The organism is Saccharopolyspora sp. NPDC049357, from assembly GCF_040677225.1.
Classification (GTDB): Bacteria; Actinomycetota; Actinomycetes; order Mycobacteriales; family Pseudonocardiaceae; genus Saccharopolyspora.
Map to the genome: position 1 here is coordinate 51978 of NZ_JBFAQJ010000021.1, position 16656 is coordinate 68633.

Here is a 16656-nt window from a genome sequence, read left to right on the forward strand (position 1 = left end):
GGCCCCGGATTTCAGTGGAAGTCCGGCCCCGGATTTCAGTGGAAATCCGGTCCCGGGTTTCAGTGGAAGTCGGAGGTCTGATTTCCACTGAAATCCGGTGCCCCTGGTGAAGCGGGACGACGTGATGTGCCCCTGGGAGCTGGTTGCTCGCCAGGGGCACTTCGGGGTCGTGGGTCAGGGTTTGAGGCCTGCTACCGGGCCTATGACCACTACCGCGGGGGGTTTGATGTCGTGGGTTCGGACGTCTGCGGCGACCTGGGCCAGGGTGGTCTTCAGGGAGCGCTGGGTTCCGGTGGTGGCTTCCTGGACGACCGCGACCGGGGTGTCGGCCGGTCGGCCGTTCTTGATCAGGACCTCGGCGAACGCCTCGATGCGCTGGACCGCCATGAGCAGCACGAGCGTGCCGCGCAGCCGGGCCAGGGCCTCCCAGTCCACCAGCGACCGCTCGTCGTCCGGGGCGACGTGGCCGGAGACCACGACCGCCTCGTGCGCCACGCCCCGGTGGGTGACCGGCACGTCGGCCATCGCGGGCGCCGAGAAGGCGCTGGTGATGCCCGGCACCACGGTCACGGGAACACCGGCCTCCGCGCAGGCCAGGAGCTCTTCGAAGCCGCGCCCGAACACGTACGGGTCGCCGCCCTTGAGCCGGGCCACGAACTTGCCGGCGCGAACCTTCTCGATCAGCGTCTCGTTGATCACCGACTGGCTCGCCGACCGCCCGTAGGGGATCTTCGATGCGTCGATGACCTCGACGTGCGAGCCCAGCTCCTCCAGCAGCTCCCGCGGCGCCAGGTGGTCGGTGATGACCACGTCCGCCTTGGCCAGCAGCCGCCGTCCGCGGACCGTGATCAGGTCCGGGGCGCCGGGGCCGCCGCCGATCAGCGCGACGCCGGGGGCGTGCGGCTCGGGGTGCTCGTCGACCACGCCGGCCTGCATCGCTTCCAGCAGCGCGTCGCGAACTCCGGCGCTGCGGCGCGGTTTTCCGCCGGCCAGCACGCCGAGCAGCAGCCCGTCGTGCTCGGCGACGGCGGGGGTGACCGCGCTGCCCTCGGTGGCGTTGTCGGAGCGGACGCAGAACACCCGGTTGCGTTCGGCCTCCGCGCCGACGGCGGCGTTGACCTCGTCGGACGAGGTCGCGGCGACGGCGTACCAGGCGCCCTCGAGGTCGCCGTCGCGGTATTCGCGACGGCTCCAGGTGATCTCGCCCGAGTCGGCCAGCGCTTCCACCGCGGGCGTCGCCTGCGGGGCGATCACCTCGACGGCGGCGCCGGCGTTGATCAGCCGGGGAAGCCGTCGCTGCGCGACGGGTCCGGCACCGACCACGACCACGCGGCGACCGGCGAGGTCGAGTCCGGCGAGGTAGTGGTTATCCGTTTGAGTGGCCATGTGCGTGTCCGTGTGCGTGACCGTGCCCGGTCGGGTCGTCAGGGTGGTGGTGCGGCGTCTGCGGTGCACCCAGTTTGTCCTCGAAACCCGGAAGCAGCACCCGGTACGCGCAGGTGTCGCAGTTCATCCGGATGTCGCCGTGCAGGGCCTCGTGGTATCGCTCCACGACGAGGTCGACCAGGGCGTCGCAGTCCCCCAGATATCCGGCGACGTGGAGCTGGAGCTCCGGTGCGGTCTGGGCCCACTCGCGCGCCTGCGTCACGACGCGCTGCGGCAGCACGCCGTCGAACAGGAAGTACGGGGCCACCACGACGCGCTTGGCCCCGAGCTTGCGAGCCCGGTCCAGCCCGCCAGGGACGTCCGGCGATGCCAGGGAGATGTACGCGGTCTCAACCGTCTCGAAACCGCAGGTCTCCTGCAAGAGGCGTGAGACCTTGCACACCTCGGCGTTGGCGTCGGGGTCGGTCGAGCCGCGGCCCACGAGAACCACTGCCGTGTCGGCCCATTCGTCGCGCGGGACCTGCTCGGCGATCCGCTCGGCGAGCAGGTCCAGCAGGATCGGGTGCGGTCCGAGCGGGCGCCCGAAGACGAAGGACGTGCCCGGGTGGCGGCGGACCTCGCGTTCGAGAGCGGCGGGGATGTCGCCCTTGCCGTGCCCGGCGGCGACCAGCACCAGCGGCACCGCGGCCATCCGGCGGTGGCCCTTGTCGGTGAGTTCGGTCCAGGCTTCGGTGACCGCGGGGGCGGACAGCTCGATGAACCCGCCCGAGCTGTCGACACCGGCTGCCGACATCCGGGCCTTGAGCCGTTCGAGGAAGGCGTGGAACTGCGCGACGCCTTGTTCGTCCACCGTGCCGTGGCCCACGACCAGCAGCGGTTCGGTCACCGGTTACCTCCAGGTTCTGCCCAGTAGAGCAGGGCGTTGATGGCGGCGGCGGCGATCGCCGCGCCACCACGTTCGGTCAGGGTGCTCACGGCCGGTAGGCCGCTGCGCCGCAGTGCGGCCTTGCTGTCCACGGCGCCGACGAAGCCGACCGGGACTCCGACGATCAGCGCCGGTTCCAGTTCGCCGTTCTCGGCGAGCCGGAGCAGTTCGAGGAGCGCGGTGGGGGCGTTGCCGACGGCCCACACCGCACCGCGCGGGTGTTCGGCCGCCGCGAGCCGCATCCCGGCCGCGGAGCGGGTGAGCTCTTCGGAGGCGGCGAGGTCGGTGACCCCGGGGAAGTCCAGGCCGATGCGGACCTCGCGGGCGGTGATGCCGGAGGCGACCATGCGCACGTCGGTGATCAGCGGTGCCCCGGCGAGCAGCGCGTCGCGGCCTTGCCGCAGCGCGGGTTCGTCCGCGACGACCTCGCCGGTCCAGCTGGGGTCGGCGGTGGTGTGCACGACGCGTTCGACGACCGCCCGGGTCAGCGGTTCGAACCGGTCGAAGTCGGCTCGTGACCGCATGATCCGGTAGGACTCGGTCTCGATCGGGTGGACTGTGCGCCTCATGGTCGTTCCTGTTTCCTATGCGATTTCCGCGCTTTTCCGAGCGGCGAACCGCCACCACGCCGCCGCACCGCCCCAGACCAGCAGGAACAGGCCCAGGGTCACGTATCCGAGCAGCTCGAACTGGTCACCGATCGCGGCGACCCCGTCGAGGAAGTCCAGGCCCGATTCGGCCAGGACCCCGCAGAGCACGACGAAGGCGACCAGCGCGGCGAGCCCCACGGTCAGCGCGGTGGTGGTGACGTTGACCCACAGCCGCCGCAGCGGTCGGGCCAGGGACCAGGTGTAGGCGCGGGACATCAGCATTCCGTCCACGCTGTCCACAGTGCACATGCCGGCGGCGAACAGCAGCGGCAGGCTCAGCACGGCGATGGCCGACAGGTTCGCGCCCGGGGTGACCATCGCCAGGACGGTGATCTCGGTGGCGGTCTGCATGCCGAGGCCGAACAGCAGGCCGATGCCGAACAGGTGCCAGGACCGGGCCACGCCCTGCATCCGGCCGCGCAGCAGTCGTGCGAGCAGACCGCGGCGTCCGAGGACGATCTCGACCTCGGTTTCGTCGATGGCGCCGCTCCGGGCGCGGCGCAGCAGCCGCCACGCGTCGCGCAGCACGAGCGCGTTGAGCACGACGAGGGCGGTCAGCACGGCGACCACGATCAGGTCGACGGCGGTGGCCATGCGCACGCCGGTCTGCTCGGCCCACTGCTGGGCGGCGGGTCCGGCGATGAAGGCGACCGCGCAGGCCAGCAGCATCACGACGCTGGCGTGGCCGAGGGCGAACCACATGCCGGTGGACACCGGACGCCTGCCGCGCTGCATCAGCAGCCGGGTGGCGTCGTCGATGACGGCGACGTGGTCGGCGTCGAAGCCGTGCCGCAGGCCGAGCAGGTAGGCGGTGGTGCCGGCGGCGGCGAGGCCACCGGCGGTGCTGAACGCCTGCTCGTGCAGCAGGTAGGCACCCCAGCCCGCGAGGTGCAGTGCTCCGATGGCGGCCAGCAGGACCGCTGACTTCCGGCGCTCGCGCGCGCCCCAGCCGGTGGTGTGCCGGCTCACTTCGGCATCCCGACTCATGGGATATCCGACCTCCTGGGTTCTCCCGCCCGGGGTTCGGTGGCCGCGCGCCGCGGGTTCGCGGCGCGGGGCCGGCGCGCAGTGTCCTGACTCCCGGATCGGCGTGGTTCCCCCGCCTTCCAGCTGGTGACAGCCGTGGCGATGGGTGGGGACCACTCCCCGGTCACAGTGGCGGGACCGTCCCGGACTCGCACCGGGTTCCTGCACTGTCGGCGACGGTCATCCTTGCCTGATCTACGGTCCGAGGTCAAACCTGGTGAAATCGATCACGTTGCGTGATCTGCGCGCTGCTCCCGTCGGTCGATACCGCTTTCAACTGGCTCAAACAGGGGTACACGGTCGGGTGAGCCCATTGCTCCGGCTCGATGCTGCGTCAAGGAGGCCACCATGAACGAGACGCACTCGATCACGCTGAACCTGCAGGTCGTGGAGGCAGGGGCGAAGACGACCGCGGATGTCGGATTCACCACTCCCGCCGGGCAGGCGCTGCACGGTCACGGCACGGCCCGCAGGCACCCCGACGACCCCGAGGTACCGCAGATCGGCGACGAGATCGCCATCGCGCGAGCCCTCTTCGAACTCGCCCACAAGCTCCTGGACAACGCCTCCAACGACATCGGAGACCGACTCCGCAGGCGCGTCCACCTGCCCGCCTGACCAGCTCTCCAGAACCGTCGGCGGGGAGATCGAGCTGATCGGAGGCACTCGGCTTCCGGACCGGCGCACTGGCCTTCACCGCGGTCTGCTCACGCGACCTCGGCGAGGACGTCGCGGACGACGTTCGCGGCGACTTCGGCGACGTCCACGGGCAGGCCCGGCTTGGCGCGCACCCGGAGTTGGACGGGGTCCAGGCGCGGCAGGTCGCGGCGCTCGACCAGCCCGACCGGCCGGGTCTTGGTCGAGGGCAGGAGCGTCACGCCCAGACCCGCGCGTGCCGCGGCGAGCACGCCGGAGAGGTCGGCCGCTTCGCAGACCAGATCCGGCCCCCTGCCGAGCGCGTCCATCGCCTCGATCGCGTGTCTGCGCAGGGTGCAGGGCTGGTCGAACACGACCATCGGCAGCGGCCGGTCCTCGGGCGGCGGCTGCCAGTCCGGAGCGGAGAACCACTCCAGCCGGAAACGACCTGCGTCGATGCTGCGGGAGCAGACGGTGTCGTCGATGAGCAGAGCGAGGTCGATGCTGCCGCGGTCGACCGAGTCGGCGAGCCGGGCCGTGCGGTCCAGCCGGAAGCGGATCTCGCGGTCCGGGAACGCCGTGCGCATCCCGGAAGCCAGCTCGGGCAGGAAGCGGTCGGCGGCGTGCTCGGTGGAGCCGAACACCAGCGTGCCTCGACCTTCGGCGCCGAGCCTGCGCACCGCCTCGTCGTGAACGTCGAGGATGCGGCGGGCCTCGGCCAGCAGCAGCTCGCCGTCGGCGGTGAACCGGGCGTGCCTGCCTTCGCGGACCACCAGCTTGCGGTCCAGCGCGCGTTCGAGCTTGCGCAGGTGCTGGCTGATCGCGGACTGCGTCAGGTACAGCGCCGCCGCGGCCCGGTGGAACCCGCCGCACTCGGCGACGGCCACCAGGCTGCGCAGCGCGACGACGTCGAGCACCGCACTCATGCCGTCCAGCTTAGACCGATCAGGAACTGCGATCGATCGCGATTGCTTATCGTTGTTGGACACGGCGGAGCCGCACCGGAACGCTCGTGGACATGCACACCTCGCGGTCGATCCCGCTCTCGCTCGCCGCACCGATCGTCTTCTTCTGGGCCAGCGGTTACCCGACCGGAGCTCTGGGCGTGGCCGCCGCCCCGCCGTTCCTGCTGACCGCCGTGCGCCTGACGCTGGCGGCGACGGTGCTCACGGCGATCGCGCTGGTGCGCCGGGCCGTCTGGCCGACCGGCGGCGGCCTCGGGCACAGCGCCGCGGCCGGTCTGCTGACGCACGCGATGCAGTTCGGCGGGTGCTACGGCGGCATGGCCGCCGGGGTGCACGCCTCGGTGACGGCCCTGGTGATCTCGATGAACCCGGTGCTCACGGCCGCGCTGGCGGCAGTGCTGCTGCGGGAGCGGCTGAGCCGGTGGCGGCTCCTCGGCCTCGCGCTCGGCGTGCTGGCGGTGCTGGTCACCCTGGGCGGGCAGGTCGCGGCCGAGGGCGAGTGGAACCCCGCGATCCTGCTCACGCTGATCGGGCTGCTGGGCTTCTCTGCGGGCGGTCTCTACCAGCAGCGCTACTGCGGCGGCATCGACCTGCGCTCCGGCGCGGCCGTGCAGACCGCGGCCGCGGCGCTGGTGATCGGGGTGATCGCGCTGTTCGAGCACGGCCACGTCACGCACTGGGCGCAGGCCGGGATCTCCGTGGTGTGGCTGGTGATCACCGGATCGGTGCTGGGCGTGAGCTGCTACCTGCGGGCGGTGGCGGTCGGCGGCGCGGCGCGGGCGAGCGCCCTGTTCAGCGCCGTACCACCGTTCACCGCGGTGCTCGCCTGGCCGCTGCTCGGCGAAACACCTTCGGTCGCAGTGGTTCTCGGCATCGCCCTGGCGACGACCGCGTGCGTCCTGGGCACTCGCACCGAAACCCGCGCGCCCGCCCGCGTCTAGGCGGCTCGGCGGATCCGCTCCCACGCGGCTTCGACGTGCCTGCGCTCGGTCCCCGGTGAGCCGATGGCCAGCCGCAACAGGGTTCGTCCACCGATCTTGGTGTGGGTGAGGTAGAGGTCGCCGGAGTCGTTGAGCGCGTTCATCACCCGGTGCGTGCGCTCGTTGGCCTCGTTCACCGGCAGGTCCGGGTAGCGCGGCCGGAAGCAGACCAGCGCGAAGGGGTGCGGTTCCAGCAGCTCGAAATCGGGGTCGTCGCGCACCCGCGCGGCGAACTCCTGGGCCAGCGCGACGGTGTCGCGGATGTGCGCGCGCAGCCCTTCGGCCCCGTACCAGCGCAGCACCGACCACAGCTTCAGCGAGCGGAACCGGCGGCCGAGCGGGACCTGCCAATCCCGGTAGTCGATCACCTCACCGGACTCGCTGGCCTCGTTGCGCAGGTACTCCGGCAGGATCGACAAGGCCTCGATCATCGGGGCCCGATCGGCCAGCCACAGGGCGCTGCAGTCGAAGTTGGTCAGCAGCCACTTGTGCGGGTTGGTGCAGTAGGAGTCGGCGAAGTCGGCGACTCCGTCGTTGATCCAGCGCAGCTCCGGGCACACCGCCGCGACACCGGCGTAGGCGGCGTCGACGTGCAGCCAGACGCCGCGCCTCCGGCAGACCTCGCCGATCTCGCGCACGGGGTCGATCGCGGTGGTCGAGGTGGTGCCGATCGTCGCGCACACCATCGTCGGCACCGCACCGGCTTCCACGTCCGCGGCGATGAGTTCGTCGAGGTGGCGCGGGTTCATCCCGAGCGTTTCCGGGTCGGTGTCGACGACTCTCACGTTGTCCGCGCCGATACCGGCCAGCCGCGCTGCCCGCTCCAGCGAGGAGTGGGTGTGCGCCGAGACGTAGAGCGCGTGGCGGCGGGTGATGCCCTTCCGCGCGACGTCCTCACCGGTCCGCTGGAGCGCGGCCAGGCACGCGACGAGCACGGCGCTGGACGCGGAGTCCTGGATGACCCCGCCACCGGCCGCGTCGGTGCGGAAATGCGCAGGCAGGCCCAGCAATTCGGCCAGCCAGTCCACGACGACGGTTTCCAGCTCGGTGCAGGCCGGGCTCGTCGCCCACACCATGCCCTGCACGCCGAGCCCGCTGGAGAGCAGGTCACCGAGGATCGACGGCCCGCTCGAATTGGCCGGGAAGTAGGCGAAGAACCCCGGGTGCTGCCAGTGCGTCACACCCGGCAGCAGGATCTCGTCGAGGTCCCGCAGGACCTGGTCGAACCCCTCTCCCCGTTCCGGCGGATGCGCGGGGAGCGCGTCCCGCACCGCCCCCGGCCCCACCTGCGAGCGCACCGGGAGCGACTCGATCCCCGCTCGGTAATCCGCGATCCAGTCCACGACCTGCTTGCCGACCCGCCGGAACTCCTCCGGCGACATGTCACCACCCACCCGACCACCCTCCCACTCCCAACGCGATCAGCGCAGGAGGTCGATGGCGTCTCTGGGGCAGATCTCGACGCATTCGCCGCAGGACGTGCAGGCTTCGGCGAGCACGTAGGGGCGGCCCGGGGCCGGGCGGAGGGCGTGTTCCGGGCAGGTGAGCAGGCACGCGCCGCAGGCGGTGCAGGCGTCGGTGATGGTCAGCGGATCAACGGACATCGCCCGCCATCCAGCGGTAGCCGCGCGGGGTGACCATCCGGCGACCGACCACAGTGGACTGCGAGGACCCGACGACGACCGTGGTGAACATGTCCACGTCCGCCGGGTCGAACTCGTCGATCGAGGCGCACCAGACCTTCTGGTCCGCGCGGCTGGCCTGGCGGACCGCGCCGACCGGGGTCGTCGCCGGGCGGTGCTCGGCGAGGATCTCCAGAGCGCGGCCCAGCTGCCAGTGGCGCTGCACCGAACGCGGGTTGTAGAAGCAGACCACCAGGTCGCCTTCGGCGGCGGCGCGGACCCGGCGCTCGATCATCTCCCACGGCGTGTGCAGGTCGGACAGGCTGATCAGCGCGTGGTCGTGGCCGAGCGGGGCACCCAGCAGCGCCGATGCCGACAGCGCGGCGGTCACGCCCGGAACGCCGACGACCTCGATGTCCACGTCGGCCTTCTCCAGCGCCGGACTGGCCATCGCGTACACGCCCGCGTCGCCGGAACCGATCAGCGCGACCGCGCGGCCCTGCTTGGCCAGCTCGACCGCCTCGGCCGCGCGAGCCTCCTCGGCGCCCAGGCCGGTGGCGCGCTCCTCGGTGCCGGGCCGCAGCAGGTGCCGGACCTGGTCGAGGTACTGGTCGAGGCCGACGACCACCGACGCGCGGCGCAGCTCGGCGTCCGCGCGCGGCGTGCGCAGGTCGGGGGCACCGGGCCCGATGCCGACGATGGCGAGCCTGCCGCGCGGGCTGATCCGGGCGGCGGCGACGGTGACGTTGTCACCCTTGATCTTGTCCGCGACCAGCTCGACCGGGGCGCCGTAGGCGAGCTCGTCGGCGGCGTGCAGCGCGGAGGCCTCGGCGACGCTGGGCGTGCCGACCTCGCTGCGCACCACCTCGCTCGGGTTGGGCACCTCGACCCCGGCCAGCACCTCGGCCGGGTAGGTCAGCAGGGACAGCTCGTCGCCGCCGTCCTTGGAGTGCCAGAAGCCCAGGTCCTGCACCGCGTCGAGGATGCCTGCCTCGTCGGCCTTGAGGTCGACGCTGGCGAAGGCGCGGATGGCGCGCGGGTCCAGGCCGTGCTCGCTGTCGAGCCGGGCGATGGTCTCGGCGACCGCCGTGCGCGACACACCGCGGGCGGAGCCGACTCCGACGACCAGCGTGCGCGGGACGAGGCGCAGCGTGCGCTCCTCGTCCTCGGTCGGGCGGCGGTCGTCGATCACCACCGTCCACCGCGGGTTCGCGACGTCGGCGCCGACGTTGGGCGGCAGCGCCGGGAGCGGGAAGCCGTGCGGGTTGACCAGCTGGACCGGTTCGCCGTCGAGGATCGCCACGCCGCAGGACGGCAGGTCACCGTCGACGGTGGCGTCGAGCTGCTCGACGAGCTCGTCGAGCGCGGTCGTGCCGGTGGAGTCGGTGGCGGTGGTGATCACCGGGGTGCAGCCGAAGATGTCGGCGACCTGCTCGGCCAGCGCGTTCGCGCCGCCGCCGTGACCTCCGGTCAGGGCGATGGCGAAGCGCTGCGCCTCGTCGACGCTGACGATGCCGGGGTCGGTGTGCTTGTCCTGCAGCAGCGGCGCGACCAGCCGGATCGTGGCGCCGCTGGCCAGGAAGAACACGGCGGCGTCGAGGTGGTCCCAGAGGCGTCGGACGGCCGGTCCGATCGGACCGTCGGCGACCAGGGCCTCCGGCCCCAGCCGTCCGGCGAGTTCGGCGGCCGCCCGCCGTCCCGCCGCGGTCACCGCGAACAGACCGATCACTGCTACTCCCCTTTTCGTCGTCATATGCCCGGATCGGGTGAAAACACCCTACGACACTCCCGGACCGGGCCGTTCTGGTCCGAACCGCCCATGATCAATATCCGTTCTGCCCGGTCAGTTCGGACCAGAACCGCCCGCTGCCTCGCAACACGGCACCGAGACGCCCGGGATCACGCCTTCTTGCGGCCGGAGATGAGGACCACGGGATTGGCCGCTTCCAGCCTGGAAGAGCCGTCCGGGAGTTCCGCCAGGCGGGAGGCCGCGAGCTGGACGCCCTCGACCTCGTAGCCCGCCGAACGCAGCGTCTCGCGGGTCGGCGCGACCCGGTCCAGGGCCGCCAGGGCGACCACGACGCGGGAGGCTCCCGCGTGAGCGCAGGCGGTGACGACCTCGTTGCCGCCACCTCCCACGAAGATCGAGTCCGGCTTGGGCAGCTCGCGCAGCGCCTGCGGGGCCTTGCCCTCCTCGATGCGCACGTCAACGCCGTGACCTGCCGCGTTGGTGACCATCCGGACCACCTGGGCCTCATCGGACTCGATCGCGATGGTCGCCGCGCCCATCCGGGCGCACTCCACCGCCACCGAACCCGACCCGGCGCCGACGTCCCAGACCAGAGTGCCGGGAGACGGCGCGAGCTTGGCCAGCGCCACGGCGCGCACCTCGGCCTTGGTAATCATGCCGTCGCGGTGCGAGAACTCGTCCTCCGACAGCGCCCAGCCGGTGGCCGGCGGAACCGGCTCACCGCCGGCGATCCAGCCGCGCGAGGGCACCTCGTCGGCATCCGCCAGGCACAGCACCACGTTCGGCTCGAACCAGCTGCGCTTGGCCGCGTCCGCCGGATCGATGGTCACCACCGACTCGTTCGGCCCGCCCAGGTCCTCGCCGACGATCATGGTGCGCCGCCACCCGGCCAGCCCCGACGCGATCTGCGCCGGACCCGACTTCGGCGCGGTCAGCACCGCCACCGCCGGGCGCGCCCGGCACACGTTGATCGCCGCACCCAGGTCACGCCCGTGGGCGCTGACCACCACGACGTCGTCCCAGGACCGTCCCGCGCGCGCCATCAGCCGCTGCACGCTGGAGGTCGCGGGCAGCACCGCGCACCGGACACCGCGCTCCCGCAGCGCGCGCACGGCACCGAAGAACCCCGGGTCACCGGAGGCCAGCACCACGCCCTGCTCGTTCCCGGACAGCGCGGACAACGCGTTCAGAGCCGGTTCCAGAGGCCCGAGTTCGAGCCGCTTCGCCTGGTCGGGGGCATGCGCGTCGAGGTGCCGCTTGCCTCCCACGACCAGTCGCGCCTGCTCCAAAGCCTCGGCACCGCCCGGCGGCAGCGTTGCTCCGTCGACCCCGATCACCGTGACTGCCACGTCACCCACCTCGCCTCGGTGGCCGCGACCACGTGCTCACCCTCGAAGTCGACCATGGCGACCCGAACACGCAGCTTGCGACCGCACTCCTCGCTGAACCGCTCCAATACTGCTGCCACCAGGTCGCACAACCGGTGCGCACACGCCGAGAAGCAGTCACCGCGCTGCCACACCTCGTACGCGCGGCGGGCGGTGGCGGCCTCGCTGACCTCGGCCACGTCCTGCTCGCTGCCGCCGAACTCCGCGGTCAGCCGCCCCAGCAGTCCGGTGTCCACCTTGGACCGCGTGTAGTGGGTCATGACGACACCGGAGGCGAGCTTGGTGAGCTTGCCGATCATGCCGACGAACACGACCTCGTCCAGCCCGTGCTCCACGGCCCGGCGCACGGCGGCGCCGGTGAAGTCGCCGACCTCGATGAAGGCCACCTCGGGCTCGTCGGGCAGCAGCCGCATCGCGACCCGCTCGGTGCGCCCGCCGGTGGACAGCACGGCCACCCGGCCCTGCTGCGCGGAGAGCACCGACACGGCCTGCTCGACGCTGGACCGCCACGAGGCGGTGGAGAACGGCCGGACGATGCCGGTGGTGCCGAGGATCGAGATGCCGCCGAAGATGCCCAGCCGCCGGTTGGTGGTCTTGTAGGCCATCTTCTCGCCGCCGGGCACGGTGATCGTGACGTCGGCGCCGCGCTCGCCGAGCACCTCGCGCACGGCGTCGCCGATCATCTGCCGGGGCACCGGGTTGATCGCCGGACCACCGACCTCCAGGCCCAGACCGGGCTTGGTGACGGTCCCGACGCCCTCGCCGCCGTGCAGCACGACCTCGCCGTCCTCGCGAGGCACGACGCTGACCGTCAGCCGGGCGCCGTGCGTGACGTCGGGGTCGTCGCCCGCGTCCTTGACGACCACGGCGGTCGCCGGTTCGGCGCTGCCGGAATCGACCTGGAACCGGCGGCGCTTGCCGTCCGGGAAGCCGATGTCCACGGTGCCCGGGAGCTCCCCGGTGACCAGCAGTTCGGCCGCCGCTCGGGCCGCCGCCGCTGAGCAGGCTCCGGTGGTGAAACCGGTGCGCAGCGCCTTGGGCCGGACCTTCGCCGTGCGCGGGAGGTCCGGCTCGCGCAGCGGCGGCTGCGGATCACTCTGACTGCTCATCCGGCTTCGCCGCGGGCTTGCGCTTGGCAGGCTGCTTGCTCTTCGCCGTGCTCGGCTTGGCCGGAGCCTTGCGCTTGGTCGAGCTGGACTTCGCCCCGGTCGACTTGCGCGTGGTGCCGGTCGTCGCCTTGCCAGTGGTGCCGGTCGTGGTGGTGGCCTGAGCGGTCGTGGTGCTCGACGCGGCCGGCTCCTGCTTCGGCGCAACCGGTTCGGGCTCGGCGGGCTCCTCGGCGAACAGCTGCGACTGCGATTCGTCGACGTGCGGGATCGGGATCGAGCGGTTCGCGCCGAAACGCGCTGCGCCGCGCGCGCTCTCCTGCCAGTCCCGCACGGCCCACCACGCCGCGTCGGACTCCCGGAGCTTGGCCTCCTCGGACTCCTTGAGCTTGGCCGGGTCGCTCTCCTCGGGCTGCTCGCGCGGCTTCTCGACGCGGCGGACGGAGCGCTCGGCGCGCAGCGCGCGACGGGCTTCCTTGTCGGCCTTGCGGTAGGTGTGGAAGTGGCCCGCGTGGTACAGGTGCGAGCGGGTGCCGCCCGCGGTGAGGCCCTTGCCGATGATGAACAGCGTGTGCCGCCACAGCTTGTGCTTCTTGCAGTCGGCTTCGAGCTCGCCGAGCGTGCTGCGCACCAGCAGTTCGTCCGGCCAGGTCACCTTGTAGGCCACCAGCACCGGCGTGTCGTCCGGGTAGCCGCCCGCGCGCAGCTCCTCGACCAGCTGGCCGGTGCGCGCGGCGGACAGGAACAGCGCCATCGTGGTGCCGTGCTTGGCGAACTCGCGCACCTTCTCGCCGTCGGGCATCGGCGTCTTGCCGCCCTCCAGGCGGGTCAGCACCAGCGACTGCGCGACCTCGGGGACGGTCAGCTCGCGGCCGATCGCCGCCGCTGCTGCGGAGAAGGCGGGAACGCCGGGCACGATCTCCACCTCGACGTTCATCCGGACCGCGGCGTCGTACTGCTCCTGGACCGCACCCCACAGCGACGGGTCTCCGGAGTGCACGCGCGCGACGTTGAGCTTGTCGCGCTCGGCGCGCCGGTAGATCTCCACCGCGTGCTCGTGGGTGAGCCGGGAGGAGTCGACGAGCTCGGCATCGGGACGGGCGTGCTCCTGCACGCACTCCGGCGTGACCAGGCTCGCGGCCCAGACCACGATGTCGGCTTCGGCGATTCGCTTGGCGCCGCGGACCGTGATCAGGTCGGCCGCGCCGGGTCCGGCGCCGATGAACGAGATCCGGCCAGTCACCATTGCTCTCCTCTTCCGCCTCGGGGTGGCAGCACTACCACTGTCGACAAGTAAGGCGCATCGTCCACATCGGACACTTCGGCAAGCGGTAGTACCCGCGCATCCGGCGTGCCCAGGTGCTCGGCGTAGACCGAGCGGTCCAGAGCTCCGCAGTCGTCGATCGCGTCGCGCAGCTCACCCAGGCGTCGCCCGCCTTTGTAGGCAACGACCGTACCGCGCGCTCGCAACGCCTCCCGCAGCGCGGTGACATCCCGCAGCATGGGAATCACGGTGAGTTGCTCCGAGCCCTCGGTGAGCGCGATGCCCGCATGCGACGCGGTCGCCTGCATCGCGGTGATGCCGGGCACCGTCACGATCTCGACCTCGGACAACAGCTCCGCGACGGCCGCTGCCAGATAGCTGAACGTCGAGTACACGGCGGGGTCGCCCAAGGTGGCGAAGACCACCGTGCCGCCCTGATCACGCAGTCGCTTCGCGACGGTCTCGGCCGCGTCGTCCCAGTGCCTGCGGCGCCGGTCCTGCGGCCCGTCGACCGGGTCGGCGAGGGCGAACACCAGCCGCCGCACCCGCTCGTCCTCGCCCAGGTGGGCGCGCACGATGGCCTCCGCGCGGCCCTGCTCGTCGGGCGCGAGGACGGGCACGTACACGGTGTCGGCTTCGCGGATCTCGCGCAGCGCGGCCAGGGTCAGCATTTCCGGATCGCCGGGGCCGACCCCGACACCGACGAGTCTCATCGCAGGCACCTCGTGACGAATCGGGCTACCGAACCGGGGTTTCCGGCCGGATGGGTGTGCAGGTAGGAGGCGTGCACCCCGCCGTGGACGAACCCCTCGCGGTGCGCCCCGGCGGGTCCGCGCCAGAACCACGCGGGACTCTCGCCGTGGCCGGGTTCGGTTGCGGTGCGGTGGAATTCATGCCCGCTGATGCGGGCTCCCTCGGCGAACAGCGGGGATTCGGTGGCGGCGACGGCGTCTCGGTATCCCAGAGTCAGTCGCGGCGACATGGCCGCGCGCACCGGCAGCACCCCGCACATGGGTTCGCCGTCGAGCTCCTCGCCGAGGTAGAGCAGCCCACCGCACTCGGCGTGCACCGGGGCTCCACCTGCGGCGAGAGCGCGGATCTCGTTGCGCAGCGCGGTGTTCGCCGACAGCGCGGAGGCGTGCTGCTCCGGGAACCCGCCCGGCAGCACCAGTCCGGCGGTCCGGTCGGGAAGTCGTTCATCGCGCAGCGGGTCGACGAGGGCGACCTCGGCACCGGCGGCTTCGAGGAGTTCGACGTGCTCGGCGTAGCCGAAGCTGAACGCGTGCCCGCCCGCCACGGCGACCACCGGCCGGCCCTGCGGCTGCGCTTCGGCACCTGGATCCCAGGCGGATCCGGGCAGGTCACCGGCGGTGCCGGCGAGCGCGGCGACGGCGTCGAGGTCCACGGATCGCTCGATCACATCGGTCATCGCCTCCACGGCGCGCAGCGCTTCGGCGCCGTGCTCGACGGCGGTGACCAGTCCCAGGTGCCGCGAGGGGACTTCGAGGTCGTCGGTGCGCGGGATCGCACCCAGCACCGGTAAGCCCGCGTTGTCTGCCGCCGCGCGCAGCACCTGCTCGTGGCGCGGTGAGCCGACGCGGTTGAGCACCACGCCGGCGACCTTCACCTGCGGCCGGTAGCCGCGGAAGCCGTGCAGCAGCGCGGCGAGGCTGTGGCTCTGCCCCTTGGCGTCGACGACGAGCACGACCGGAGCGTCGATCAGCTGCGCGACGTGCGCGGTGGAGCCGAAGGCCAGCTCCTCGTCGCCGCCGATGCGCCCGTCGAACAGGCCCATCACGCCTTCCACCACGGCGATGTCGGCACCCGCGGATCCGTGGTGCAGCAGCGGCGCGATGCGGTCGGCTCCGACGAGCACCGGATCGAGGTTGCGCGCGGTCCGCTCGGCGGCGAGCCGGTGGTAGCCCGGATCGATGTAGTCGGGCCCCACCTTGAAGGGCGCGACGCGATCGCCGCGTCGGCGCAGCGCACCGAGCAGGCCGGTGACCACGGTGGTCTTGCCCTGCCCCGAACCCGGAGCGGCGAAGACCACCCGATCGAGGTTCACCACTCGATGCCCTTCTGGCCCTTCTGCCCGGCGTCCATGGGGTGCTTGACCTTGCCGGTCTCCATCACGAGGTCGGCGGCGTCGATCAGCGCCTGCGGCGCGTAGCGACCGGTGATGATGACGTGCTGGTGGCCTTCGCGCTCGCGCAGCTTGGCGACGACCTCGTCGACGTCCACCCAGCCCCAGTGCAGCGGGTAGGTGAACTCGTCGAGCACGTAGAGGCCGTGGCGCTGCTCGTCGAGGCGGCGGGAGATCTCCTGCCAGCCTTCGAGCGCCGCGGCGGCGTGGTCTTCCTCGGTGCCCTTCTTGCGGGTCCAGGACCAGCCCTCGCCCATCTTGTGCCACTCGACGGGGCCACCTTCGCCGGTGTCCTCGTGGACCTTGCCGAGCGCGCGGAACGCCGACTCCTCGCCGACCTTCCACTTGGCGGACTTGACGAACTGGAAGACCCCGATGGACCAGCCCTGGTTCCAGCCGCGCAGCGCGAGCCCGAAGGCGGCCGTGGACTTCCCCTTCATCTCACCGGTGTGCACGACGACCAACGGCCGGTTGCGGCGCTGGCGAGTGGTCAGTCCATCAGCTGGCACGGAAGAAGGCTGTCCCTGAGGCATGCACTGACCCTAAGAGGTTGCTAACAGTGACCTGCGTGGCGGTGCAGGTAGCGGAACCTCACACGCCCCCTGGCTCCGGGATCCGCGACTGATGCATGCCAATGCACGGCACTGCGGCTGTCCTCCCCAGACGACGCGTGAGAACCCGCGGCGGTGCGAGTTGCTCAGGTGGCCGAAATGCGAAGGTCCCAGCGCACGGCCCCGCATGAGGTGGGCAACTTCACCGCTTCAACCGGCGTTCGGCGCGTGAAGATGGACGAGCGTCCCAGAACTAGGAGCCGC

General features: G+C 71.8%; 16 protein-coding genes and 1 riboswitch. Of the genes, 2 read left to right on the top strand and 14 right to left on the bottom strand.

What is annotated here, in order from left to right; genetic code table 11:
- Positions 1–174: 174 nt before the first annotated feature.
- The 4 genes from cobA to AB0J91_RS18890 are packed head-to-tail and all read right to left on the bottom strand — an operon-like array spanning position 175 to position 3948.
- Positions 175–1386, bottom strand: coding sequence for a uroporphyrinogen-III C-methyltransferase (gene cobA / locus AB0J91_RS18875; RefSeq protein ID WP_363870374.1), 1212 nt, complete (start codon positions 1384–1386; stop codon positions 175–177).
- The gene (locus AB0J91_RS18880; RefSeq protein WP_363789080.1) at positions 1367–2272 is read right to left on the bottom strand and encodes a sirohydrochlorin chelatase; all 906 of its coding nucleotides are present in this window, start codon (positions 2270–2272) and stop codon (positions 1367–1369) included. Before AB0J91_RS18880 ends, cobA begins: the two co-directional genes overlap by 20 nt.
- Positions 2269–2880, bottom strand: coding sequence for a precorrin-8X methylmutase (locus tag AB0J91_RS18885; RefSeq protein WP_363870376.1), 612 nt, complete (start codon positions 2878–2880; stop codon positions 2269–2271). Before AB0J91_RS18885 ends, AB0J91_RS18880 begins: the two co-directional genes overlap by 4 nt.
- A 15-nt stretch (positions 2881–2895) precedes the next feature.
- On the bottom strand, positions 2896–3948 hold the full coding sequence (locus AB0J91_RS18890) for a nickel transporter (protein WP_363870379.1): 1053 nt from the start codon (positions 3946–3948) through the stop codon (positions 2896–2898).
- Between the two features lie 79 nt (positions 3949–4027).
- Positions 4028–4152: riboswitch (cobalamin riboswitch) on the bottom strand.
- A 183-nt stretch (positions 4153–4335) separates the two neighbouring features.
- On the opposite strand from AB0J91_RS18890, the gene AB0J91_RS18895 reads away from it, so the two are divergent.
- Positions 4336–4605: a DUF1876 domain-containing protein gene (locus AB0J91_RS18895; protein ID WP_363789077.1), complete on the top strand. Its 270-nt coding sequence runs from the start codon at positions 4336–4338 to the stop codon at positions 4603–4605.
- An 89-nt stretch (positions 4606–4694) separates the two neighbouring features.
- Here the strand turns inward: AB0J91_RS18895 and AB0J91_RS18900 are convergent, their stop codons facing one another.
- Positions 4695–5549, bottom strand: coding sequence for a LysR substrate-binding domain-containing protein (locus tag AB0J91_RS18900; protein WP_363870382.1), 855 nt, complete (start codon positions 5547–5549; stop codon positions 4695–4697).
- Positions 5550–5641: 92 nt separating this feature from the next.
- Here AB0J91_RS18900 and AB0J91_RS18905 point away from each other — a divergent pair, with 92 nt between their 5' ends.
- Positions 5642–6529 carry a DMT family transporter gene (locus AB0J91_RS18905; protein WP_363870385.1) on the top strand — a complete coding sequence of 296 codons (888 nt, stop codon included), beginning with the start codon at positions 5642–5644 and terminating at the stop codon, positions 6527–6529.
- On the opposite strand, the gene AB0J91_RS18910 is transcribed toward AB0J91_RS18905, so the two are convergent.
- The 9 genes from AB0J91_RS18910 to cobO all read right to left on the bottom strand — a co-directional run bounded on the left by AB0J91_RS18910 (position 6526) and on the right by cobO (position 16374).
- Positions 6526–7950, bottom strand: a complete 1425-nt coding sequence (locus tag AB0J91_RS18910; RefSeq protein WP_363870495.1) for an aminotransferase class I/II-fold pyridoxal phosphate-dependent enzyme — start codon at positions 7948–7950, stop codon at positions 6526–6528. The two genes, AB0J91_RS18905 and AB0J91_RS18910, sit on opposite strands and share 4 nt — an antisense overlap.
- Before the next feature lie 39 nt (positions 7951–7989).
- Positions 7990–8172, bottom strand: coding sequence for a 4Fe-4S binding protein (locus AB0J91_RS18915; RefSeq protein ID WP_132620780.1), 183 nt, complete (start codon positions 8170–8172; stop codon positions 7990–7992).
- Positions 8162–9919 (bottom strand): precorrin-3B C(17)-methyltransferase, encoded by a 1758-nt coding sequence (cobJ, locus tag AB0J91_RS18920; protein ID WP_363870388.1) that lies wholly within the window; start codon positions 9917–9919, stop codon positions 8162–8164. The genes AB0J91_RS18915 and cobJ overlap by 11 nt, the downstream gene beginning before the upstream one ends.
- 170 nt (positions 9920–10089) lie before the next feature.
- Positions 10090–11289, bottom strand: coding sequence for a precorrin-6y C5,15-methyltransferase (decarboxylating) subunit CbiE (gene cbiE, locus AB0J91_RS18925; protein WP_363789073.1), 1200 nt, complete (start codon positions 11287–11289; stop codon positions 10090–10092).
- On the bottom strand, positions 11274–12437 hold the full coding sequence (locus tag AB0J91_RS18930) for a cobalt-precorrin-5B (C(1))-methyltransferase (protein WP_363789072.1): 1164 nt from the start codon (positions 12435–12437) through the stop codon (positions 11274–11276). The genes cbiE and AB0J91_RS18930 overlap by 16 nt, the downstream gene beginning before the upstream one ends.
- Positions 12421–13680 carry a precorrin-4 C(11)-methyltransferase gene (gene cobM, locus AB0J91_RS18935; protein WP_363870390.1) on the bottom strand — a complete coding sequence of 420 codons (1260 nt, stop codon included), beginning with the start codon at positions 13678–13680 and terminating at the stop codon, positions 12421–12423. Before cobM ends, AB0J91_RS18930 begins: the two co-directional genes overlap by 17 nt.
- Entirely contained in the window at positions 13674–14411 is a 738-nt protein-coding gene (gene cobI, locus AB0J91_RS18940; RefSeq protein WP_363789070.1) for a precorrin-2 C(20)-methyltransferase, read from the bottom strand. Before cobI ends, cobM begins: the two co-directional genes overlap by 7 nt.
- Positions 14408–15766: a cobyrinate a,c-diamide synthase gene (locus AB0J91_RS18945; protein WP_363870393.1), complete on the bottom strand. Its 1359-nt coding sequence runs from the start codon at positions 15764–15766 to the stop codon at positions 14408–14410. Before AB0J91_RS18945 ends, cobI begins: the two co-directional genes overlap by 4 nt.
- Positions 15760–16374 (bottom strand): cob(I)yrinic acid a,c-diamide adenosyltransferase, encoded by a 615-nt coding sequence (gene cobO / locus AB0J91_RS18950; RefSeq protein ID WP_132678014.1) that lies wholly within the window; start codon positions 16372–16374, stop codon positions 15760–15762. The genes AB0J91_RS18945 and cobO overlap by 7 nt, the downstream gene beginning before the upstream one ends.
- Between the last annotated feature and the right edge of the window lie 282 nt (positions 16375–16656).